The 16,275-nt window shown below is 54.8% G+C and carries 19 protein-coding genes and 1 other RNA gene; 10 read left to right on the top strand and 10 right to left on the bottom strand.

Annotation, left to right across the window (positions count from 1 at the left end; translation table 11 throughout):
* Window positions 1–10 precede the first annotated feature (10 nt).
* The 5 genes from acrB to QZ766_RS21480 all read left to right on the top strand — a co-directional run bounded on the left by acrB (window position 11) and on the right by QZ766_RS21480 (window position 5,531).
* Entirely contained in the window at window positions 11–3,160 is a 3,150-nt protein-coding gene (acrB, locus tag QZ766_RS21500; RefSeq protein WP_297207070.1) for a multidrug efflux RND transporter permease subunit AcrB, read from the top strand.
* Window positions 3,161–3,643: 483 nt separating this feature from the next.
* Window positions 3,644–4,018, top strand: coding sequence for an Hha toxicity modulator TomB (tomB, locus tag QZ766_RS21495; protein ID WP_297207067.1), 375 nt, complete (start codon window positions 3,644–3,646; stop codon window positions 4,016–4,018).
* Between the two features lie 26 nt (window positions 4,019–4,044).
* The gene (locus QZ766_RS21490) at window positions 4,045–4,263 is read left to right on the top strand and encodes an HHA domain-containing protein (protein ID WP_297207065.1); all 219 of its coding nucleotides are present in this window, start codon (window positions 4,045–4,047) and stop codon (window positions 4,261–4,263) included.
* 150 nt (window positions 4,264–4,413) lie between these two features.
* The gene (gene maa, locus QZ766_RS21485) at window positions 4,414–4,968 is read left to right on the top strand and encodes a maltose O-acetyltransferase (RefSeq protein WP_297207062.1); all 555 of its coding nucleotides are present in this window, start codon (window positions 4,414–4,416) and stop codon (window positions 4,966–4,968) included.
* A gap of 95 nt (window positions 4,969–5,063) precedes the next feature.
* Window positions 5,064–5,531, top strand: coding sequence for a YlaC family protein (locus QZ766_RS21480; RefSeq protein WP_297207059.1), 468 nt, complete (start codon window positions 5,064–5,066; stop codon window positions 5,529–5,531).
* Here the strand turns inward: QZ766_RS21480 and QZ766_RS21475 are convergent.
* Window positions 5,503–6,963, bottom strand: coding sequence for a PLP-dependent aminotransferase family protein (locus QZ766_RS21475; RefSeq protein WP_297207056.1), 1,461 nt, complete (start codon window positions 6,961–6,963; stop codon window positions 5,503–5,505). The genes QZ766_RS21480 and QZ766_RS21475 overlap by 29 nt on opposite strands.
* 101 nt (window positions 6,964–7,064) lie before the next feature.
* Here QZ766_RS21475 and QZ766_RS21470 point away from each other — a divergent pair, with 101 nt between their 5' ends.
* Complete coding sequence (locus tag QZ766_RS21470) at window positions 7,065–7,766, top strand: GNAT family protein (RefSeq protein ID WP_297207054.1); 702 nt, start codon at window positions 7,065–7,067, stop codon at window positions 7,764–7,766.
* Between the two features lie 3 nt (window positions 7,767–7,769).
* Here the strand turns inward: QZ766_RS21470 and ykgO are convergent, their stop codons facing one another.
* The 3 genes from ykgO to QZ766_RS21455 form a co-directional block, all read right to left on the bottom strand.
* Window positions 7,770–7,910: a type B 50S ribosomal protein L36 gene (ykgO, locus tag QZ766_RS21465; RefSeq protein ID WP_297207051.1), complete on the bottom strand. Its 141-nt coding sequence runs from the start codon at window positions 7,908–7,910 to the stop codon at window positions 7,770–7,772.
* A 2-nt stretch (window positions 7,911–7,912) separates the two neighbouring features.
* The gene (locus QZ766_RS21460; RefSeq protein ID WP_297207049.1) at window positions 7,913–8,173 is read right to left on the bottom strand and encodes a type B 50S ribosomal protein L31; all 261 of its coding nucleotides are present in this window, start codon (window positions 8,171–8,173) and stop codon (window positions 7,913–7,915) included.
* An 89-nt stretch (window positions 8,174–8,262) separates the two neighbouring features.
* Complete coding sequence (locus tag QZ766_RS21455) at window positions 8,263–8,877, bottom strand: hypothetical protein (protein ID WP_297207256.1); 615 nt, start codon at window positions 8,875–8,877, stop codon at window positions 8,263–8,265.
* A 94-nt stretch (window positions 8,878–8,971) separates the two neighbouring features.
* Between QZ766_RS21455 and QZ766_RS21450 the strand changes: the two genes are divergently transcribed.
* Complete coding sequence (locus tag QZ766_RS21450) at window positions 8,972–10,399, top strand: PLP-dependent aminotransferase family protein (protein WP_297207047.1); 1,428 nt, start codon at window positions 8,972–8,974, stop codon at window positions 10,397–10,399.
* A 29-nt stretch (window positions 10,400–10,428) separates the two neighbouring features.
* Here QZ766_RS21450 and QZ766_RS21445 read toward each other — a convergent pair whose 3' ends face one another.
* From QZ766_RS21445 to ffs, 5 genes are all read right to left on the bottom strand, one after another.
* Window positions 10,429–10,644, bottom strand: coding sequence for a hypothetical protein (locus QZ766_RS21445; protein ID WP_297207045.1), 216 nt, complete (start codon window positions 10,642–10,644; stop codon window positions 10,429–10,431).
* On the bottom strand, window positions 10,641–10,889 hold the full coding sequence (locus tag QZ766_RS21440) for a hypothetical protein (protein ID WP_297207042.1): 249 nt from the start codon (window positions 10,887–10,889) through the stop codon (window positions 10,641–10,643). Before QZ766_RS21440 ends, QZ766_RS21445 begins: the two co-directional genes overlap by 4 nt.
* Before the next feature lie 140 nt (window positions 10,890–11,029).
* Window positions 11,030–11,587 carry a GNAT family N-acetyltransferase gene (locus QZ766_RS21435; protein WP_297207039.1) on the bottom strand — a complete coding sequence of 186 codons (558 nt, stop codon included), beginning with the start codon at window positions 11,585–11,587 and terminating at the stop codon, window positions 11,030–11,032.
* Window positions 11,588–12,132: 545 nt separating this feature from the next.
* Window positions 12,133–12,783 carry a hypothetical protein gene (locus QZ766_RS21430; protein ID WP_297207036.1) on the bottom strand — a complete coding sequence of 217 codons (651 nt, stop codon included), beginning with the start codon at window positions 12,781–12,783 and terminating at the stop codon, window positions 12,133–12,135.
* 725 nt (window positions 12,784–13,508) lie between these two features.
* Window positions 13,509–13,605, bottom strand: an RNA gene (gene ffs, locus QZ766_RS21425) — signal recognition particle sRNA small type.
* A gap of 244 nt (window positions 13,606–13,849) precedes the next feature.
* Here ffs and QZ766_RS21420 point away from each other — a divergent pair.
* Complete coding sequence (locus tag QZ766_RS21420) at window positions 13,850–14,200, top strand: GNAT family N-acetyltransferase (protein WP_297207033.1); 351 nt, start codon at window positions 13,850–13,852, stop codon at window positions 14,198–14,200.
* A 9-nt stretch (window positions 14,201–14,209) separates the two neighbouring features.
* The gene (locus QZ766_RS21415; protein WP_297207031.1) at window positions 14,210–14,521 is read left to right on the top strand and encodes an MGMT family protein; all 312 of its coding nucleotides are present in this window, start codon (window positions 14,210–14,212) and stop codon (window positions 14,519–14,521) included.
* 39 nt (window positions 14,522–14,560) lie between these two features.
* On the opposite strand, the gene QZ766_RS21410 is transcribed toward QZ766_RS21415, so the two are convergent.
* Entirely contained in the window at window positions 14,561–15,136 is a 576-nt protein-coding gene (locus QZ766_RS21410) for a YbaY family lipoprotein (protein ID WP_297207028.1), read from the bottom strand.
* Between the two features lie 268 nt (window positions 15,137–15,404).
* On the opposite strand from QZ766_RS21410, the gene tesB reads away from it, so the two are divergent.
* Window positions 15,405–16,265, top strand: coding sequence for an acyl-CoA thioesterase II (gene tesB, locus QZ766_RS21405; RefSeq protein ID WP_297207026.1), 861 nt, complete (start codon window positions 15,405–15,407; stop codon window positions 16,263–16,265).
* Window positions 16,266–16,275 lie beyond the last annotated feature (10 nt).

The following is a 16,275-nucleotide window of genomic DNA, read 5'->3' as shown; positions in this document are numbered from 1 at the left end:
ACGTTAAGACATGTCGAATTTCTTTATCGATCGCCCCATATTTGCCTGGGTGATTGCACTGGTGCTGATGCTGGCAGGGGGACTTTCTATCCTCAAACTGCCGGTCGCTCAGTATCCAACTATCGCGCCACCTTCGGTTGAAATCAGCGCCGTATATCCGGGTGCCGATGCGAAAACCGTACAGGATACGGTCACGCAGGTTATTGAACAGAACATGAACGGCATCGATAACCTGCTGTACATGTCCTCGACCAGTGACTCGACCGGTACCGTACAGATCACCGTTACCTTTGATTCCGGCACCGACGCCGATATCGCTCAGGTTCAGGTGCAGAACAAACTGCAGCTGGCAATGCCGCTGCTGCCGCAGGAAGTTCAGCAGCAGGGCGTTAGTGTCAAGAAATCCTCCAGCTCCTTCCTGATGGTACTCGGGATGATCAGCACCGACGGATCAATGACTCAGGACGATATTGCCGACTACGTGGGGGCGACCATTAAAGATCCGGTCAGCCGTACCAACGGCGTAGGCGACGTCCAGCTGTTCGGTGCGCAGTACGCAATGCGTATCTGGATGGATCCCACCAAGCTGAACAACTATCAGCTGACGCCGGTAGACGTTATTGCCGCTATTAAAGCGCAGAACGCCCAGGTGGCCGCAGGCCAGCTCGGCGGTACGCCGCCGGTGAAAGGCCAGCAGCTTAACGCCTCCATCATCGCGCAAACGCGACTGACCAACACCGACGAGTTCGGCAAAATCCTGCTGAAAGTGAACCAGGACGGCTCTCAGGTGCGGCTGCGCGATGTAGCGAAGATTGAACTGGGCGGCGAAAACTACGACGTTATTGCCCGCTATAACGGCAAACCGGCAGCGGGTCTGGGGATCAAACTGGCAACCGGCGCTAACGCGCTGGATACCGCAAAAGCAGTGCAGGCCACTATTGATAAGCTGGAGCCGTACTTTCCGCACGGCCTGAAAGTGGTTTACCCGTACGACACCACGCCATTCGTTAAAATCTCTATTTTCGAAGTGGTGAAAACCCTTATCGAAGGGATTGTGCTGGTCTTCATCGTTATGTACCTGTTCCTGCAAAACTTCCGCGCCACGCTGATCCCAACGATCGCTGTGCCGGTGGTGCTGATGGGTACCTTCATGGTCCTTGGGATTTTCGGCTTCTCGATAAACACCCTGACGATGTTCGGGATGGTGCTCGCCATCGGGCTGCTGGTGGATGACGCCATCGTGGTGGTCGAGAACGTCGAGCGCGTGATGGCCGAAGAGGGGCTTCCGCCCAAAGAGGCCACCCGTAAATCCATGTCGCAGATCCAGGGCGCGCTGGTGGGTATCGCCCTCGTCCTGTCGGCGGTATTTGTGCCGATGGCATTCTTCGGTGGCGCGACCGGGGCCATTTACCGCCAGTTCTCGATTACTATCGTTTCAGCGATGGTGCTGTCGGTGCTGGTGGCAATGATCCTGACGCCGGCGCTGTGCGCCACGCTGTTGAAACCTATCGCCAAAGGCGATCACGGAGATGACAAAAAAGGCTTCTTCGGCTGGTTTAACCGCATGTTCGACAAGAGCACGGATCATTACACCAACAGCGTCGGCAATATTCTGCGCAGCACCGGCCGCTACCTGCTGCTGTATATTCTGATCGTTGTCGGCATGGCCTATCTGTTCGTTCGCCTGCCGAGCTCGTTCCTGCCTGATGAAGACCAGGGCGTGCTGCTCACCATGGCCCAGCTCCCGGCCGGTGCCACGCAGGAGCGCACGCAGAAAGTACTGGATGAAATCAGCCATTACTATCTGGATAAAGAGAAAGACAACGTTAAATCCGTGTTTACGGTTAACGGCTTTGGCTTCTCCGGCCGCGGTCAGAACGTCGGCCTGGCCTTCGTCTCCATGAAGGACTGGGAAGATCGTCCCGGCTCCGAAAATAAGGTTCCGGCGATCGCAGGGCGCGCCAGCGCACATTTCGCCAGTATCAAAGATGCGATGGTCTTTGCCTTTAACCTGCCGGCAATTATCGAGCTGGGTACGGCAACCGGCTTCGACTTTGAGCTGATTGACCAGGGCAACCTGGGGCATGACGCACTGACACAGGCCCGTAACCAGCTGTTCGGTGAAATTGCCAAGCACTCTGACGTTATGGTCGGCGTGCGCCCTAACGGGATGGAAGATACGCCGCAGTTCAAGGTTGAGATTGACCAGGAGAAAGCGCAGGCGCTGGGTGTTTCAATCAGCGATATCAACACAACGCTGGGCGCCGCATGGGGCAGTAACTACGTCAACGATTTCATCGACCGCGGTCGCGTGAAAAAAGTGTACGTTATGTCTGAAGCCAAATATCGCATGCTGCCGGAAGATATTAACAAGTGGTACGTCCGCGGCAGCAACGGTCAGATGGTACCCTTCTCCGCCTTCTCAAGCGCGCACTGGGAATACGGCTCGCCGCGACTGGAGCGTTACAACGGTCTCCCGTCGATGGAAATTCTGGGTGAAGCCGCACCGGGTAAAAGTACCGGTGATGCCATGGCGATGATGGAACAGCTGGTCAGCAAGCTGCCGAGCGGGATTGGCTATGACTGGACCGGCATGTCCTATCAGGAACGCCTCTCTGGTAACCAGGCGCCGTCGCTGTACGCTATTTCGCTGATTGTGGTCTTCCTGTGTCTGGCCGCTCTCTATGAAAGCTGGTCCATTCCGTTCTCGGTTATGCTGGTCGTACCGCTCGGCGTTATCGGCGCACTGCTGGCCGCCACCTTCCGTGGAATGAACAACGACGTGTACTTCCAGGTAGGCCTGCTGACGACCATCGGGATCTCGGCAAAGAACGCGATACTTATCGTTGAATTTGCCAAAGACCTGATGGAGAAAGAGGGTCAGGGCCTGACGGAGGCGACCCTGAATGCGGTACGCATGCGTCTGCGCCCGATTCTGATGACCTCGCTGGCGTTCATCCTCGGGGTGCTGCCGCTGGCGCTGAGTACCGGGGCTGGCTCCGGCGCGCAGAACGCGGTAGGTACCGGGGTTGTCGGCGGTATGGCAACGGCAACGGTGCTGGCGATATTCCTCGTACCGGTGTTCTTTGTGGTGGTCCGTCGCCGATTTAGCAAAAAAGGCGATGACCTCGAGCACAGCCACAAGACTGAGCAACATTAATCAACCTTCCGGTTGACAGAAAAAGGGCCGCAGTTTGACTGTGGCCCTTTCTTTCATCTGAAAGAATTCACGGAATTTTTGATTTAGGTTAAATTGTATTTTTTCTGAGCGTAAACTTGCACATATTGCCTAACGCCGATGACCTTAATTGCTCTAGCCTGTGTTAAGAATGCTCTCAATTTTAAAGTATTTGCTCTGTGGGGCATTACGTCATCACGCCCTGTGCTTTACTTAAGTGAATGAAAGATAAGGTTACGCAGCAAAGGCCATAGTTTATTCAGGCGCATTCTTGTTAATGACGCAGCGTTATTTATAAAGGTATGTATTAATACGGAACGGTAATTGTAATTTTTCGTAATAGCGCAATGAAATCTTTTTGGGAGTAGATTATAGTTAGAACGTGAGCTTTAAAGCATTTGTTCCCGGTCAGACAGCAGTATCCATCCCACACCGTTTTTTTACTTAATGATAAGGGGATGCGTTATGGACGAATATTCGCCAAAAAGACACGATCTCGCACAGCTTAAATTTCTCTGTGAAACACTGTATCATGACTGTCTTGTTAGCCTTGAAGAAAACCGGGCTGGCTGGGTGAACGATCCCACGTCGGCTATCAACCTTCAGCTTAACGAACTGATTGAACACATTGCGACCTTCGCGCTTAATTACAAAATTAAGTATAACGAAGACAGTAAATTAATTGCTCAGATTGATGAGTATCTTGATGACACTTTTATGCTGTTTAGCAGCTACGGCATTAATAGTGACGACTTACAAAAATGGCATAAATCTGGAAACCGGCTTTTTCGCTGCTTTGTTAACGCCAGCCGCGCTAATCCAGTGAGCCTCTCTTGTTGAAGAATATGAAAATGAATGGTGAAGTTATGTCAGAAAAACCCTTAACTAAAACAGACTATTTGATGCGGCTCAGACGCTGCCAGAGTATTGATACACTGGAACGCGTTATTGAAAAGAATAAGTATGAACTGCCAGACAGTGAGCTAGCCGTTTTTTACTCTGCCGCCGATCATCGCCTTGCCGAACTGACCATGAACAAGCTTTACGATAAAATCCCCACATCAGTATGGAAATTTATACGTTAATGCCTTCTGCTTAAGTCATCTCCCACTGTGATAAGTTGTTGTAAAAGCGTATCTACACTTTCTGCGACACTGAGCACACAGCCGGGCGGGGAACGTTCCCCGGTTAATGTAAAAAAGCTATAGTGGTCTCCTGCCAATAAGGAGCAACCCATGAGCGAAGAAAAACGAAAAATGATCGCCGGAGAGCTGTATCGTCCGGGTGATGTCACCCTCCGGTCCGACCGCCTGCGGGCGCGTCAAATTCTTCATCAGTATAATCACTCCTCTCCCGAAGAAAGCACGCTGCGCCAGACGCTGCTGAGCGAACTTCTGGGGCAGGCTGAAGATGCCTATATCGAAACTACGTTCCGCTGCGACTACGGCTATAACATCTTTGTGGGCAAAGATTTTTACGCCAATTTTGACTGCGTGATGCTCGATGTCTGCCCGATCCATATCGGTGACAGCTGCATGCTGGCGCCCGGCGTGCATATCTATACGGCAACGCATCCTCTCGACGCGCAGGAGCGCAATAGCGGCCTTGAGCTCGGCAAGCCCGTGACCATTGGTAATAATGTCTGGATCGGCGGCCGCGCGGTAATTAACCCCGGCGTTACCATTGGAGATAATGCGGTGATTGCTTCCGGCTCGGTGGTGGTGAAAAACGTTCCGGCAAATGCGGTGGTTGGCGGAAATCCGGCGCGGATCATTAAAATGCTTGCCTGACTGTTATGCTTTTCTGTTAGCCGACTGTTACTTTCTCTTTAATATCATGCAATTTAAAATAGCAGCTCCTGCATTCCATACAAACAGAGGGTGACATGACGGAGATCCGCCGGCTGCTGACCGACACTATTGAAGAGCTAAACCAGCGTGAAAAGCGCGATAACCGCCCGCGGTTCAGCATCAGCTTTCTGCGCCGCTATCCCTGGCTTTGCGTGGCCATGTACCTGGGTTTTCTGGCGACCTATATCGTGATGGCGCGTTCTGACACCCTCGCTGATTCGGTCTGGCTGCTGGTGGTGCTGTTTATTCTGCTGAACGGATTTTTCTTCTTCGATGTCGCGCCCCGCTACCGCTACGAGGACATCGACGTTCTCGACTTTCGCGTCTGCTACAACGGCGAGTGGTACAACACCCGCTTCGTGCCCGGCGAATTAATTGAAAAAATCCTCGTATCGCCCCGTGTTGAGCCGCCGCAAAAGCAGCAGCTGCGCAAAATGATTGCCACCAAAGGCGAGCTGTCTTTTTACGATATTTTCACTCTCGCGCGCGCTGAAAGCGCGTAATTAAACCATTTAGCCGGGCCAGCGCCGGAATATACTGTGACGAAGAGGTATTGCCGTAGCCCAGCACCAGCCCGGTTTTTCCCGCTGACGGCGACAGATAAAAGCGGCTCAGCGCCGCCGGTGCCATCTGAAACCTGCGGGCCTCGTCGGCTATCCGCACGTCGTCAATAGCGTCTATGGCTACGGTCAGGTGCATACCGCCCTTCTCTCCGCTCAGGCTGTAGGGCAGCGTCAGAGTCTGACGCAGCGCGTCGCCCAGCTGCTGCTGGCGGTTACGGTATAGCCGGCGCATGGCCGCAAGGTGGCGCGCGTAGTGGCCATCCTCAATAAAGCGTGCCAGCGCCCGCTGCTCCGCCCGATGTCCGCCGCGCAGCAGCGCCTGGATCGCCGGCTGCGCGGCGCGAGCCAGCGCCGGCGGCATAACCACAAAACCCAGCCGCAGCGACGGAAAAAGCGTTTTGCTAAACGTGCCGAGATACACCACCGGCGACTGCGGCAGCATCCCCAGCATGGCCGGTATCGGCTCGCTGCCGTAGCGGAATTCGCTGTCGTAATCATCCTCAATAATCCAGCACTTGTGCTCTATGGCGAATTTAAGCAGCGCCAGCCGGCGGCTGGCGCTCATCAGGCTGCCAAGAGGAAATTGATGCGAAGGCGAGGTGAAAATAAGCGCCGGAGGAACTGTCGGCTCCGCGGGCAGACGCATTCCCTGGTCATCGACCGGGATACCCTCGATGTGCAAGCCGGCAGACACGAACGCGCTGCGGGCGCCGAAATAGCCGGGCTCCTCAACCCAGGCCAGCTGCCCGCGCTCGCTTAAGAGCTGGGTGCAGAGCTGGAGGCCCTCCAGCGCGCCTTCGGTGATAATCACCTGTTCTGCAGCGCAGTGTATTCCGCGAGACAGCGTTAAGTGCCGGGCAATCGCCGCCCGCAGCGGCCACTCTCCCGCCGAATCGCCGTAGCCGAGCAGCAGGCAGCCCTCCTCTTTCATGGTACGGTCCAGCAGCCGCCGCCACAGCGGCAGCGGAAAGTAGTTCACCGCGGGCATACCCGGCGTGAATATCATTGCCGGCGATTCACGGCGGGTAGCCGGCGGCAGCGCCCCCAGCGAGGCCGGTAGCACTATTTCCGGCACGTTTTCAGCATGCATATCCACCGGGGCGGGCAACAGCGCCACCTGGTTGCCGCGTCGGTTACGCAGCAGATAACCTTCGGTCGCCAGCTGCTCCAGCGCCGCATTAAGCGTATTGCGCGACAGGGCCAGCCGGCTGGCCAGCTCACGGGAGCCGGGAAGTCGGCTTTGCGCAGGCAGTTTCCCGGCCAGTATCAATTCGCGCAGCACCCGGTAAACCACGCGCTGCAGCGTTTCACCTTCCCTGGCGGCAATCCCGCGGTGGAGCTCATCGCAGAGCGCCTCATTATCAATATTCATCACTTCCTCAGTGGTACCACAAAAATAACGCCAGCTGGCTCTGTTTATAGAACCATGCAATGACTACGCTTACAACATTACCCAGCAGGAGAGAGAAAGAGATGAGTGAGACAAATCAGTTCGGACAACCCGTTGGCGACCTCCTACCCGGCTGGCACCCGCGTCCGCATCCCGAGCGCGTGACCCTTGAGGGTGAACGCTGCCGCCTGGAGCCGCTGCGAGTTGAGCACGCCCAGGCGCTGTATGAGGCCTACCGGCTTGCCGAAGATGGCCGCAGCTGGACCTGGCTGCCACGGGAAGCGGACACTTCCCCTGAAACCTATCGCAGCTGGGTCGAAAGCGTTATCACGCTGCAGGACCCGATCCATTTTGCGGTGATCAATAAGCAGACGCAGAAGCCAGTAGGCTCGCTGTCTCTGATGCGTATCGATCCCGCAAATGGCGTGGTTGAAGTCGGTTATGTGAATTTTTCACCACTCATGAGTCGTACGCCGCTGTCTACAGAAGCCCACTGGCTGCTGATGCGCTACGCTTTCGATACGCTGGGCTATCGCCGCTATGAGTGGAAATGTGACAGTTTAAACGAACCTTCCCGCAAGGCAGCACTGCGGCTGGGATTCCAGTATGAAGGACGCTTTCGTCAGGCCGTGGTGGTGAAAGGCCGCAATCGCGATACTGACTGGTTTTCAATTATTGATGGCGAATGGCCGATGGTGGATGGCGCAATGAGGAAGTGGCTCGCCGCCGATAATTTTGATAGCGACGGCAAGCAAAAAACGCATCTGGAAACGTTACGTAAATAACGGTTAGCGTCTTTTTTTACGCCCCTGCACGGCTTTAAAGCGGGGGTTTGTTTTACAGATGACGTATAAGCGGCCTTTGCGTCTGACGATCTGGCAGTCAGGATGGCGCGTTTTGGCAGTTTTGAGTGAGTTCAGAACCTGCATATTTAGCTCCGTTTCGCGTTAAGGAAACCACCAAAGCGCGCTTTAAACCGCGCGGTGCTGCCTTCAGCAGCGAAGGTTTTCTGTTTCCCGGTGTAATAAGGATGAGACTGGGAAGAGACATCGAGAGTCACATAGGGATAGGTTTCCCCTTCAAACTCAATGACGCGTTCCGTTTTAATGGTCGACCCGACTTTGAAATAAACATCCGCGCTGGTGTCGTGAAACACTACCGGACGGTATTCCGGATGAATACCCGGCTTCATAGCTTGCTCCAATTGTTACTGTATAACATTGCAGTAATGTAATCCTCCGCGCGATAAAGATCAACCCCATCCTCTTCCGGGATACATGCCTACTCCACCAGCCTCGCGGCTCCTGCCTTGCTTTTCATCGTTCTACCGGGAACAAACCACGGCAGGAAAAACTGGATCAGCGGGCCAATAGCCAGCGCGTAGACCAGCGTCCCAATTCCCACCGGACCGCCGAGCAGAAACCCTACGGCCAGAACCGTCATTTCAATGGTGGTGCGAATAAGCCGCAGAGACCAGCCGGTTCGGGCATGCAGACCCGTCATCAGCCCGTCCCGCGGCCCGGGGCCAAATCCCGCCCCGATATACATCGCGGTTGCCACTCCGTTAAGCACCACGGCGGTGAGCAGCAGCAGAGTTTGCAGCACGATCCCGCTGGCGGGCGGCAGCACGGCAAGAGTGAGATCCGCGGCGATCCCCAGCACGATTACGTTACTGACGGTGCCAAGCCCCGGCTTTTGCCGCAGCGGGATCCACAGCAGCAGAACCAGCGCACCGGTCACAATCAGCACCGTCCCCACGCTTGCGGACAGGCGATCCGCGACGCCGATATGAAATACGTCCCAGGGATCGGCACCCAGACCGGCGCGGATATACATGCCAATCGACATGCCGTACAGACACAGGCCCAGATAAAGTTGCAGCAGGCGGCGCAGCAGCATAGAAACCTCATTATTATTGGTTGCTGAAAAACGCATCATCGACAAAAATGGATCGATAATTAATGACCAGTTTTCAAAAAGTGGACTGCCTATGTCGCTCCGCCGTTCAGGAACCCAGTCTCTGACAAGCCTTTTAGGCCGCTGGCAGGAGAGCCCGTCCCGCATCCCGCTCTGGCGCCGGCTCGCCGACGTGCTGCGACTGCTGATCCTTGACGGACGCCTGGCGCTCGGCTCCCGCCTGCCCGGGGAACGCGAGCTGGCGGCGGCGCTGGGCGTTAGCCGCACCACATTCTCCAGCGCTCTGGCGCTGCTGCGTGATGAGGGATTTATCGCGAGCCGCCACGGCAGCGGCTCGCGAGTGGTACTCCCCGCACAGCCTATCGCCCTTTCCGCCCGCAACCTTAATGGCCAGTCGCTGGATCTGGCCACGGCGGCGCTCAGCGCCGGTCCCGAAATTCATCAGGCCTACAGCCACGCGCTGGCGGCGATGCCTGAGCATCTCTCCAGCACCGGCTACGATCGGCAGGGCCTTCCCGCGCTTCGGGAGATCGTCGCCCGGCGCTATAACGCGCGTGGCTTGCCTACCGCACCCGATGAAATAATGATTATTAACGGCGCGGTGAGCGGATTTGCGCTGGTGCTGCGCCTGCTGACGGGGCCCGGCGATCGGGTGGTGGTCGAAAGTCCGACTTACCCGCTGGCTATCGCCGCAATTGAAGGTGCATCCTGCCGCCCGGTTGGGCTCTCCATGCCGGCATTCGGCTGGGATGTTGACGGGCTGGCCGCCGCCATCGCCCAGACATCGCCGCGGCTGGCCTACCTGATGCCGGACTTTCATAACCCTACCGGCCGCTGCATGAACGGCGCGACCCGCCAGCGGGTAGCCGATCTGGCCGCGCGTACGCGGACAACGCTGGTTATTGACGAAACAATGGTGGACCTGTGGTATAGCGCGCCGCCTCCGGCACCGCTGGCGGCCTTCAACCTACAGGCGCCGGTTATCACGATCGGGTCGACGGGAAAGAGCTTTTGGGGCGGGCTGCGCGTGGGCTGGATCCGCGCCTCCAGCCAGACCATCGCCGCGCTGATGCAGTCCCGGGACACGCTGGATTTGGGCACTCCGCTGCTGGAGCAGCTCGCCACCTGCTGGCTGCTGGATAATGATGAGCGCCTGCTGCCCGTACGCAGGAGTATGCTGGCCGCGCGGCGGGACATGTGCAGCCAGCTGCTGCAAGACTATTTCCCCGAGTGGCGCTATCAGGCACCGGAAGGCGGGCTTTCATTCTGGGTTGAGCTGCCGGAGAGGCTGGCGACGCTGTTTGCCGCCCGGGCAGAAGCGGCAGAAATTCATCTGGGGGATGGAACACGGTTTGGGCTTGCCGGCGCGTTCGATCGCTGGCTGCGGATCCCTTTCACGCTGGACGATGAAACGCTGCAAATGGCCTTCTCAACCCTGCAACCTATCTGGAAAAACCTGACCGTTCAGCAGAATAATTCGCGTACAAAGAAAATAATATAACAAAACGCCGGGCAGCTGCTAAAACATGCTCAGTGCTGGCGCGGGATCGGAAATCCTTTCAGAGAGATGATGAAACGTTCGCCCCGTTTCTTAATTTTTGCCCCGGCGGCGCACCAGTCAGAGGCAAGGCGAAAAAACTCATCGCTGCCGACGTTCCAGTCGAGCAGCACGTGCTTAACGCGCCCCGAGCGCAGCAAATCGCAGGCTTCGGGGTAATTACTGGCGGTGGTCTGCTGCTGCTTCATTTATTCTTCTTCAGCAGTTTGCGAACGGCCTTAAGCTCTTTCGGCGTCAGGACAGCGGTCTTTTCTTCAGTGTGCTGGCTGTCAATTTCACTTGCGGCCACCACTTCATCGACTGCACCGCCCAGCGCGTGGCGCAGCAGCGCCTGGGTGGTTGAACTCAGCGTCTCGTTGCGCCCCTGCGCATACTGGCGGAGCTGCTCTTTAAGGCCACTATCAATTTTAACGTTTAATACGCTCATACTCATCGCGGGAGATCCCTTACAGCGGCATGAGTTGCCGCAAAAGCTAAGTGGACTGGCTATCTACGTTGACTATGCCCGCCTTTTATTTCCGAAAAATGACCGTCAGATGACAGCGCGATGATGAGGCGAGTTTTGTGACGGTGCTAACCCGCAGTGTTCTTTCGGTGCCGCCATTCATCCCGGGTCATTTCCCAAAGCTCGGTTTCAAGCTCTCCGCAGACATACCGCCCTTTCTGGAGACGAACAAGCCGCATGCCGCCGCGCTGTGAAATACTGACCGATTTCAGATTTACCGATGCCTTCGGCGCTCTTAGCACTGTCCGGTCGAGGTGCTCAAACCAAAAATCATTTACCGCCGCGCAGGCTTCGCTCATCAGCCCCTGCCCCTGCCACTCGGGCACCAGCCAGAAGCCGCGATTGTTATCCTCTGTATCCATCAGGCAGATAACGCCAATCAGCGTTTCCGGCGCCGCTTTACGCCGCAGCGTCCAGAACCAGCCCTCGCCCCTGGCGGAGGCGGCAAGTGCAATGTTATCGACATAGTGCTGTGCCGCGCCCGGCGGATAGGGCCACGGCACGGTATCCACCAGATAACGAACAATTTCCCAGCGCGGGAAGCTGTGCTGGATTTGCACCGCGTCGGGCGATTCCAGCGGTTTAAGAATTAAGCGTGCTGTGTCTAATTGCGGCGTGGCGAGCATGGGTCATCCTCCTGGCGCAAAATGCGCGGACAGTGAGGAGACAGTCAATCACGGATGGTGGTAAACGGGAAGTTGTGAGCGAAGAGCAGAAATGGGGTTTACTGAATTATCCATCTGAATTGGGGTGTTATGCCTCCTCAAAATTTCACAGCTGGACCCATGAGCAAAGCATTTACAGCTGGGTATCAACTTGAAAGGTAGCGATCAACTAAAATTGAACGCTGCTAATCATCCATCGCATTATTATAACTGCTCATTTACTCGCCATTGTCGATTAAGTACACTCATAATGAGTTAAACCAGATAATTGATAAGGAAATCACGAGTGAAAAAAATATTAACTTTCCTGATTTGGACAGGAATCATCGTCTCCGCACTTCTTACGATAACGTCAGCCGCTTCTAATGTAGCCCTAGTGTTGAGCGCTTTCCCCGATTCTTTCGGTGATAGGTCTGCATACATGTTCATTTTGGGACGCTGGACATTCACAATCGCTATGGGGCTGATCTTATGGCTACTGTATCGGCAAACAAAAAAATAAGGGCTTACAAGCCCTTGAAAAAATACTCTACAGCCTGATTGAAGAGAGCCGGATTGCTTCTGGAAAGTTCGGTCGCATCCTCGAAAGGTTTAACCCTATCCCGAATAGCAAAATACAGCAGATCTAAATCTCCAAGGTCTCTCAGCTTTCGATATACGCCGTAATTGGTCGTTTGAAGCAATCTGGAGGCATGGATAGCCCTCGAAGCACCGCCGCCAATCATTAGCAGAGTGCTTATAGACATGCTAAAGGCGATTGATACAGCGATCCTTGAAGAGATTAACTTCCCTATCTTTATCCCCGTCAATTCACCGAAGGTATAACTTCCCAGCGTTGACGCTATCGTGTCCTCTGCCACTTTTTTAGCAATGTCAGCCATGTTAACGCGCATCATGAAATCGTCAATGAACACGTTAACCGCGCTTGCAACTAAGTTGATATTCTTCCTTGACGTGGACCGCTCGACAAGCTCCGCAATCCTCATGTTATCGTCCATATTTTGCCGTCGGTTATCGGTATGGATGAAATCATAAGCGAGGAAATAGAGGTTTACAGGGAAGTTAGCGAAACCCTTTATATACGCAACCAACATTCCTTCATCCTGTAAATTCAATGCTGAGAGCATTTGCCTTGCCAAATCCTTTGCGCTATCCATGCAGAAATTCCCTAATTTTAATGAGTGATTAACAATCGTACTCCTGCACAATCTGATAGAGGGAAATATTTGCCAAGAAACTTCTGATTTTAGGTAATGGAAGCAATAAAACCCATTGATGGTAAGAAGACAACTTTGTAGTGGCATAGTGAATTTGGCCACCTGAACAGAGGTGATATCATCGCTTTATAGTCAAAAACAGATGTCATTGTGACCGGACGTAACATACGCAATTTTAGCCCTGAGTTTCGCCTTGAACCTGCCCAGCCTGTACTCGCTCAACATTTCACTCTTCCTGCCGCTGCCATTGCAATGAATGTCAGAAAATCCACGATGGATAAGCGGGTCCGCCAGTTGAAAGAAGAACGAACGTGAAAATCACCGGTAGCTTCACCCATGACACCGAAATAGATTGAAATATGCGAGCTAAAGAAAATCCCTCAACGCGTTGAAATATAAGGTAAAATACTAAAAATGGGCTATCACGTTCTTGATGTCAGACTCCCTGAACAATTCTCATTAGTGAAGAAGCTCAAACAGGGCCGACTCTCTGATTTAACCTGGCACCGATATTGGGAAGAGATCACATCCTATTACGGAAGAGCATAAGGGATAACGTGTAGCCTACTGGTGATACACAGTTTTTGTACCACTAAGGCTATGTAGAAGGCATTTCAGCACTTTAGATATTATCTATCAAGTACTTACCCTGAAATGGGTGGGGGCCCTGCCAGCTACATCCCGGCACACACGTCGTCTGCCCTGGCTGCTTCCTTCCGGACCTGACCTGGTGAACAGAGTAGCGTTGCGGGAGAACCAACAGAGCCCCCATTGAGAGCGTTGAATATCAACGCGCAGGCGCATTATCCCTGCGCGGGTCGGCAATTGCAAGCCGCCCGCGCCCGGATGCTGGATTCTTGCGCAACGCGCGGCGCGAATCAGCTATGATAAGTGTTTTGAAAAGGATAAAGGCCAAATAATCTCCATGGGACTTAATATCAGAGCGGCAAATACAGATGACGTTAGCGGAATGTTCACCGTACGTACGTCAGTGAATGAAAACAGGATGTCGCGCGAAGAACTTGCGGCACAGGGAATTACAGAATCCACTGTCGCCGCCATGCTCGAAGGCAGCGCCTGGGTTGCGGCCGACGGCGGGCGCATTGTCGCTTTTTCAATGATTTTGCCTCAAGATGCCTGCCTCTTTGCCGCCTTCGTGCTTCCCGAGTACGAAAATCGCGGACTCGGCAAAAAACTGGTATTGAATGCAGAAGAGGCATTGTTCGAACATCACGCGCTTATCTGGCTGGAAACCTGCGCTAAAACGCGTGCTGCCGGATTTTATCAACACCTGGGTTGGGTCGAGACACGCAGTATTAACAACGGCGATATCCGACTCGAAAAACAGAGGAGATAGCAGCAACCAATGGATGAAGTGACATTTCCGCAGCGCGTCTGGCAAATTGTGGCCGCGATCCCCGAAGGCAAAGTGACAACCTACGGCGACGTTGCGCGGCTGGCGGGTTCACCGCGCGCGGCCCGTCAGGTGGGCGGCGTGCTGAAACGGCTGCCGGAAGGCTCAACCCTGCCCTGGCACCGGGTGGTCAACCGCAGCGGAACCATTTCATTAACCGGGCCGGATCTTCAGCGCCAGCGTCAGGCACTGTTATCAGAAGGTGTACAGGTGTCGGGCGGGGGAAAAATAGATTTGCAGCGCTACCGCTGGCGGTATGAATAATCCCCTCACCTTACGGAGAGGGGATTGATTAAGCACCTATTACGGGATCTGAGTCGGCGCCGGCGTTGCGGAAGAGGGTGTTACCTGCGTCGGTGAGGTCGGCGGGACCGGAGCTGCCGGGCCGCGGCCTTCGGCAATCGGCACAGCGGTGTGCGGAGCAGGCACCAGCGTCAGGTCGGCTTTTTTGTCGCCGTCGGTCAGCACGGTCTGTACCGAGTCGGTAATAAACATCAGCTTATTATCCACAGTAATGGCGGCGCTCAGCAGAATGCGGGCGTCAGGCTTAATCTCGGCCGGTTTAAAGGGCAGGATAAAGCTGAACGGGGCCTGCTTGCCGTCGGTACGCAGCACTTTCTGTGACAGAACTTTCGACGGCTGGTTCGGAATGGTCGCATCCGACAGGGTTACCGTCAGCACGGCATTGGGCGGCAGCGCAACATGCTGGCGGATCCAGATAGTACCGGAAACATTAGGCTGGCGTAGCGTAGACTGGTTTGCTGCGGAAATAGACGTATTCGGATTCGGTGCCGGCACGGCAATGTCTGCGCTCTTATCCGCGCAGGCAGACAGCGCAACGGCAACGGCCAAACCACTTAAAATATGCACGCATTTCATATTGTTCTCCTTATCATCCATGCTCCGGCAGGATGTTAGCTGCGAGAGTGAGTTGTCAAATCAGGTGTAATCCCGATAAGTGTGGCACAGCTCTCAGATATTGCCTGGAAAAGAGAAGTTATTCAGATTATTGCACCTCTTTGATAACTCAATCATGGTGCAGATGTTTGCCCCGAGCACCTGCGGCTGCCACGCACGGCAAAGGATTTTAGGTATAATATGGCCATCTGCCGCCGGACGCGGTTCATATCCACTGTCGAGGACATTTATGAGTCAGGCTCTCTCTAATCTGCTAACTCTGCTAAAGCTGGAAAAAATTGAAGAGGGGATATTCCGGGGCCAAAGCGAAGATCTGGGGCTGCGCCAGGTATTCGGCGGTCAGGTGGTAGGCCAGGCGATGTACGCGGCAAAAGCGACCGTGCCCGCCGATCGCCTTATCCACTCGTTTCACAGTTATTTCCTGCGCCCTGGGGATAGCCTGAAGCCGATTATCTATGACGTGGAAGTACTGCGCGACGGCAACAGCTTCAGCGCCCGCCGGGTAGCCGCTATCCAGAACGGCAAGCCCATATTTTATATGACCGCCTCTTTTCAGGGGCCGGAATCCGGTTTCGAGCATCAGAAAGCAATGCCGGCAGCGCCTGCCCCCGACGGCCTGCCGTCAGAACTGCAAATCGCCCAGAAGCTTTCTCACCTGCTGCCCGCGCCGCTGAAGGAGAAGTTCCTGCGCGATAAGCCGCTGGAGATCCGTCCGGTAGAGTTTCATAACCCGATGAAGGGCCACGTTGCTGAACCGGCGCGCCAGGTCTGGATCCGCGCCAGCGGACAGGTCCCCGACGATCTGCAGGTGCACCAGTCGCTGCTAGGCTACGCGTCTGATTTCAATTTCCTGGTGGTTGCCCTGCAGCCCCACGGCGTGGGTTTTCTCGAACCGGGCATGCAGGTGGCAACTATCGATCACTCAATGTGGTTTCACCGCCCGTTCGACCTTAACGACTGGCTGCTGTACAGCGTCGAAAGTACTTCAGCATCCAACGCGCGCGGCTTCGTGCGCGGGGAATTTTATACTCAGGACGGCGTACTGGTGGCATCAACGGTACAGGAAGGGGTTATTCGCCAGCGGGGATAATGTCGAGTAT

Source organism: uncultured Pluralibacter sp. (genome assembly GCF_913775985.1).
In the GTDB taxonomy this organism is placed as follows: Bacteria; Pseudomonadota; Gammaproteobacteria; order Enterobacterales; family Enterobacteriaceae; genus Pluralibacter.
This window is presented reverse-complemented; position numbering and strand designations above follow the sequence as displayed.

Excerpts from the sequence above, each read along its gene's own strand:
- QZ766_RS21435 (WP_297207039.1), bottom strand. The coding sequence starts at position 11,587 with ATGCTCGCCACGCCGCAATTAGACACAGCACGCTTAATTCTTAAACCG.
- ykgO (WP_297207051.1), bottom strand. The coding sequence starts at position 7,910 with ATGCAGGTTCTGAACTCACTCAAAACTGCCAAAACGCGCCATCCTGAC.
- tomB (WP_297207067.1), top strand. The coding sequence starts at position 3,644 with ATGGACGAATATTCGCCAAAAAGACACGATCTCGCACAGCTTAAATTT.
- QZ766_RS21450 (WP_297207047.1), top strand. The coding sequence starts at position 8,972 with ATGTCGCTCCGCCGTTCAGGAACCCAGTCTCTGACAAGCCTTTTAGGC.
- QZ766_RS21415 (WP_297207031.1), top strand. The coding sequence starts at position 14,210 with ATGGATGAAGTGACATTTCCGCAGCGCGTCTGGCAAATTGTGGCCGCG.
- tesB (WP_297207026.1), top strand. The coding sequence starts at position 15,405 with ATGAGTCAGGCTCTCTCTAATCTGCTAACTCTGCTAAAGCTGGAAAAA.
- QZ766_RS21430 (WP_297207036.1), bottom strand. The coding sequence starts at position 12,783 with ATGGATAGCGCAAAGGATTTGGCAAGGCAAATGCTCTCAGCATTGAAT.
- QZ766_RS21445 (WP_297207045.1), bottom strand. The coding sequence starts at position 10,644 with ATGAAGCAGCAGCAGACCACCGCCAGTAATTACCCCGAAGCCTGCGAT.
- QZ766_RS21470 (WP_297207054.1), top strand. The coding sequence starts at position 7,065 with ATGAGTGAGACAAATCAGTTCGGACAACCCGTTGGCGACCTCCTACCC.
- QZ766_RS21410 (WP_297207028.1), bottom strand. The coding sequence starts at position 15,136 with ATGAAATGCGTGCATATTTTAAGTGGTTTGGCCGTTGCCGTTGCGCTG.
- QZ766_RS21480 (WP_297207059.1), top strand. The coding sequence starts at position 5,064 with ATGACGGAGATCCGCCGGCTGCTGACCGACACTATTGAAGAGCTAAAC.
- QZ766_RS21420 (WP_297207033.1), top strand. The coding sequence starts at position 13,850 with ATGTCGCGCGAAGAACTTGCGGCACAGGGAATTACAGAATCCACTGTC.
- maa (WP_297207062.1), top strand. The coding sequence starts at position 4,414 with ATGAGCGAAGAAAAACGAAAAATGATCGCCGGAGAGCTGTATCGTCCG.
- QZ766_RS21440 (WP_297207042.1), bottom strand. The coding sequence starts at position 10,889 with ATGAGTATGAGCGTATTAAACGTTAAAATTGATAGTGGCCTTAAAGAG.
- QZ766_RS21490 (WP_297207065.1), top strand. The coding sequence starts at position 4,045 with ATGTCAGAAAAACCCTTAACTAAAACAGACTATTTGATGCGGCTCAGA.
- QZ766_RS21460 (WP_297207049.1), bottom strand. The coding sequence starts at position 8,173 with ATGAAGCCGGGTATTCATCCGGAATACCGTCCGGTAGTGTTTCACGAC.
- acrB (WP_297207070.1), top strand. The coding sequence starts at position 11 with ATGTCGAATTTCTTTATCGATCGCCCCATATTTGCCTGGGTGATTGCA.
- QZ766_RS21475 (WP_297207056.1), bottom strand. The coding sequence starts at position 6,963 with ATGAATATTGATAATGAGGCGCTCTGCGATGAGCTCCACCGCGGGATT.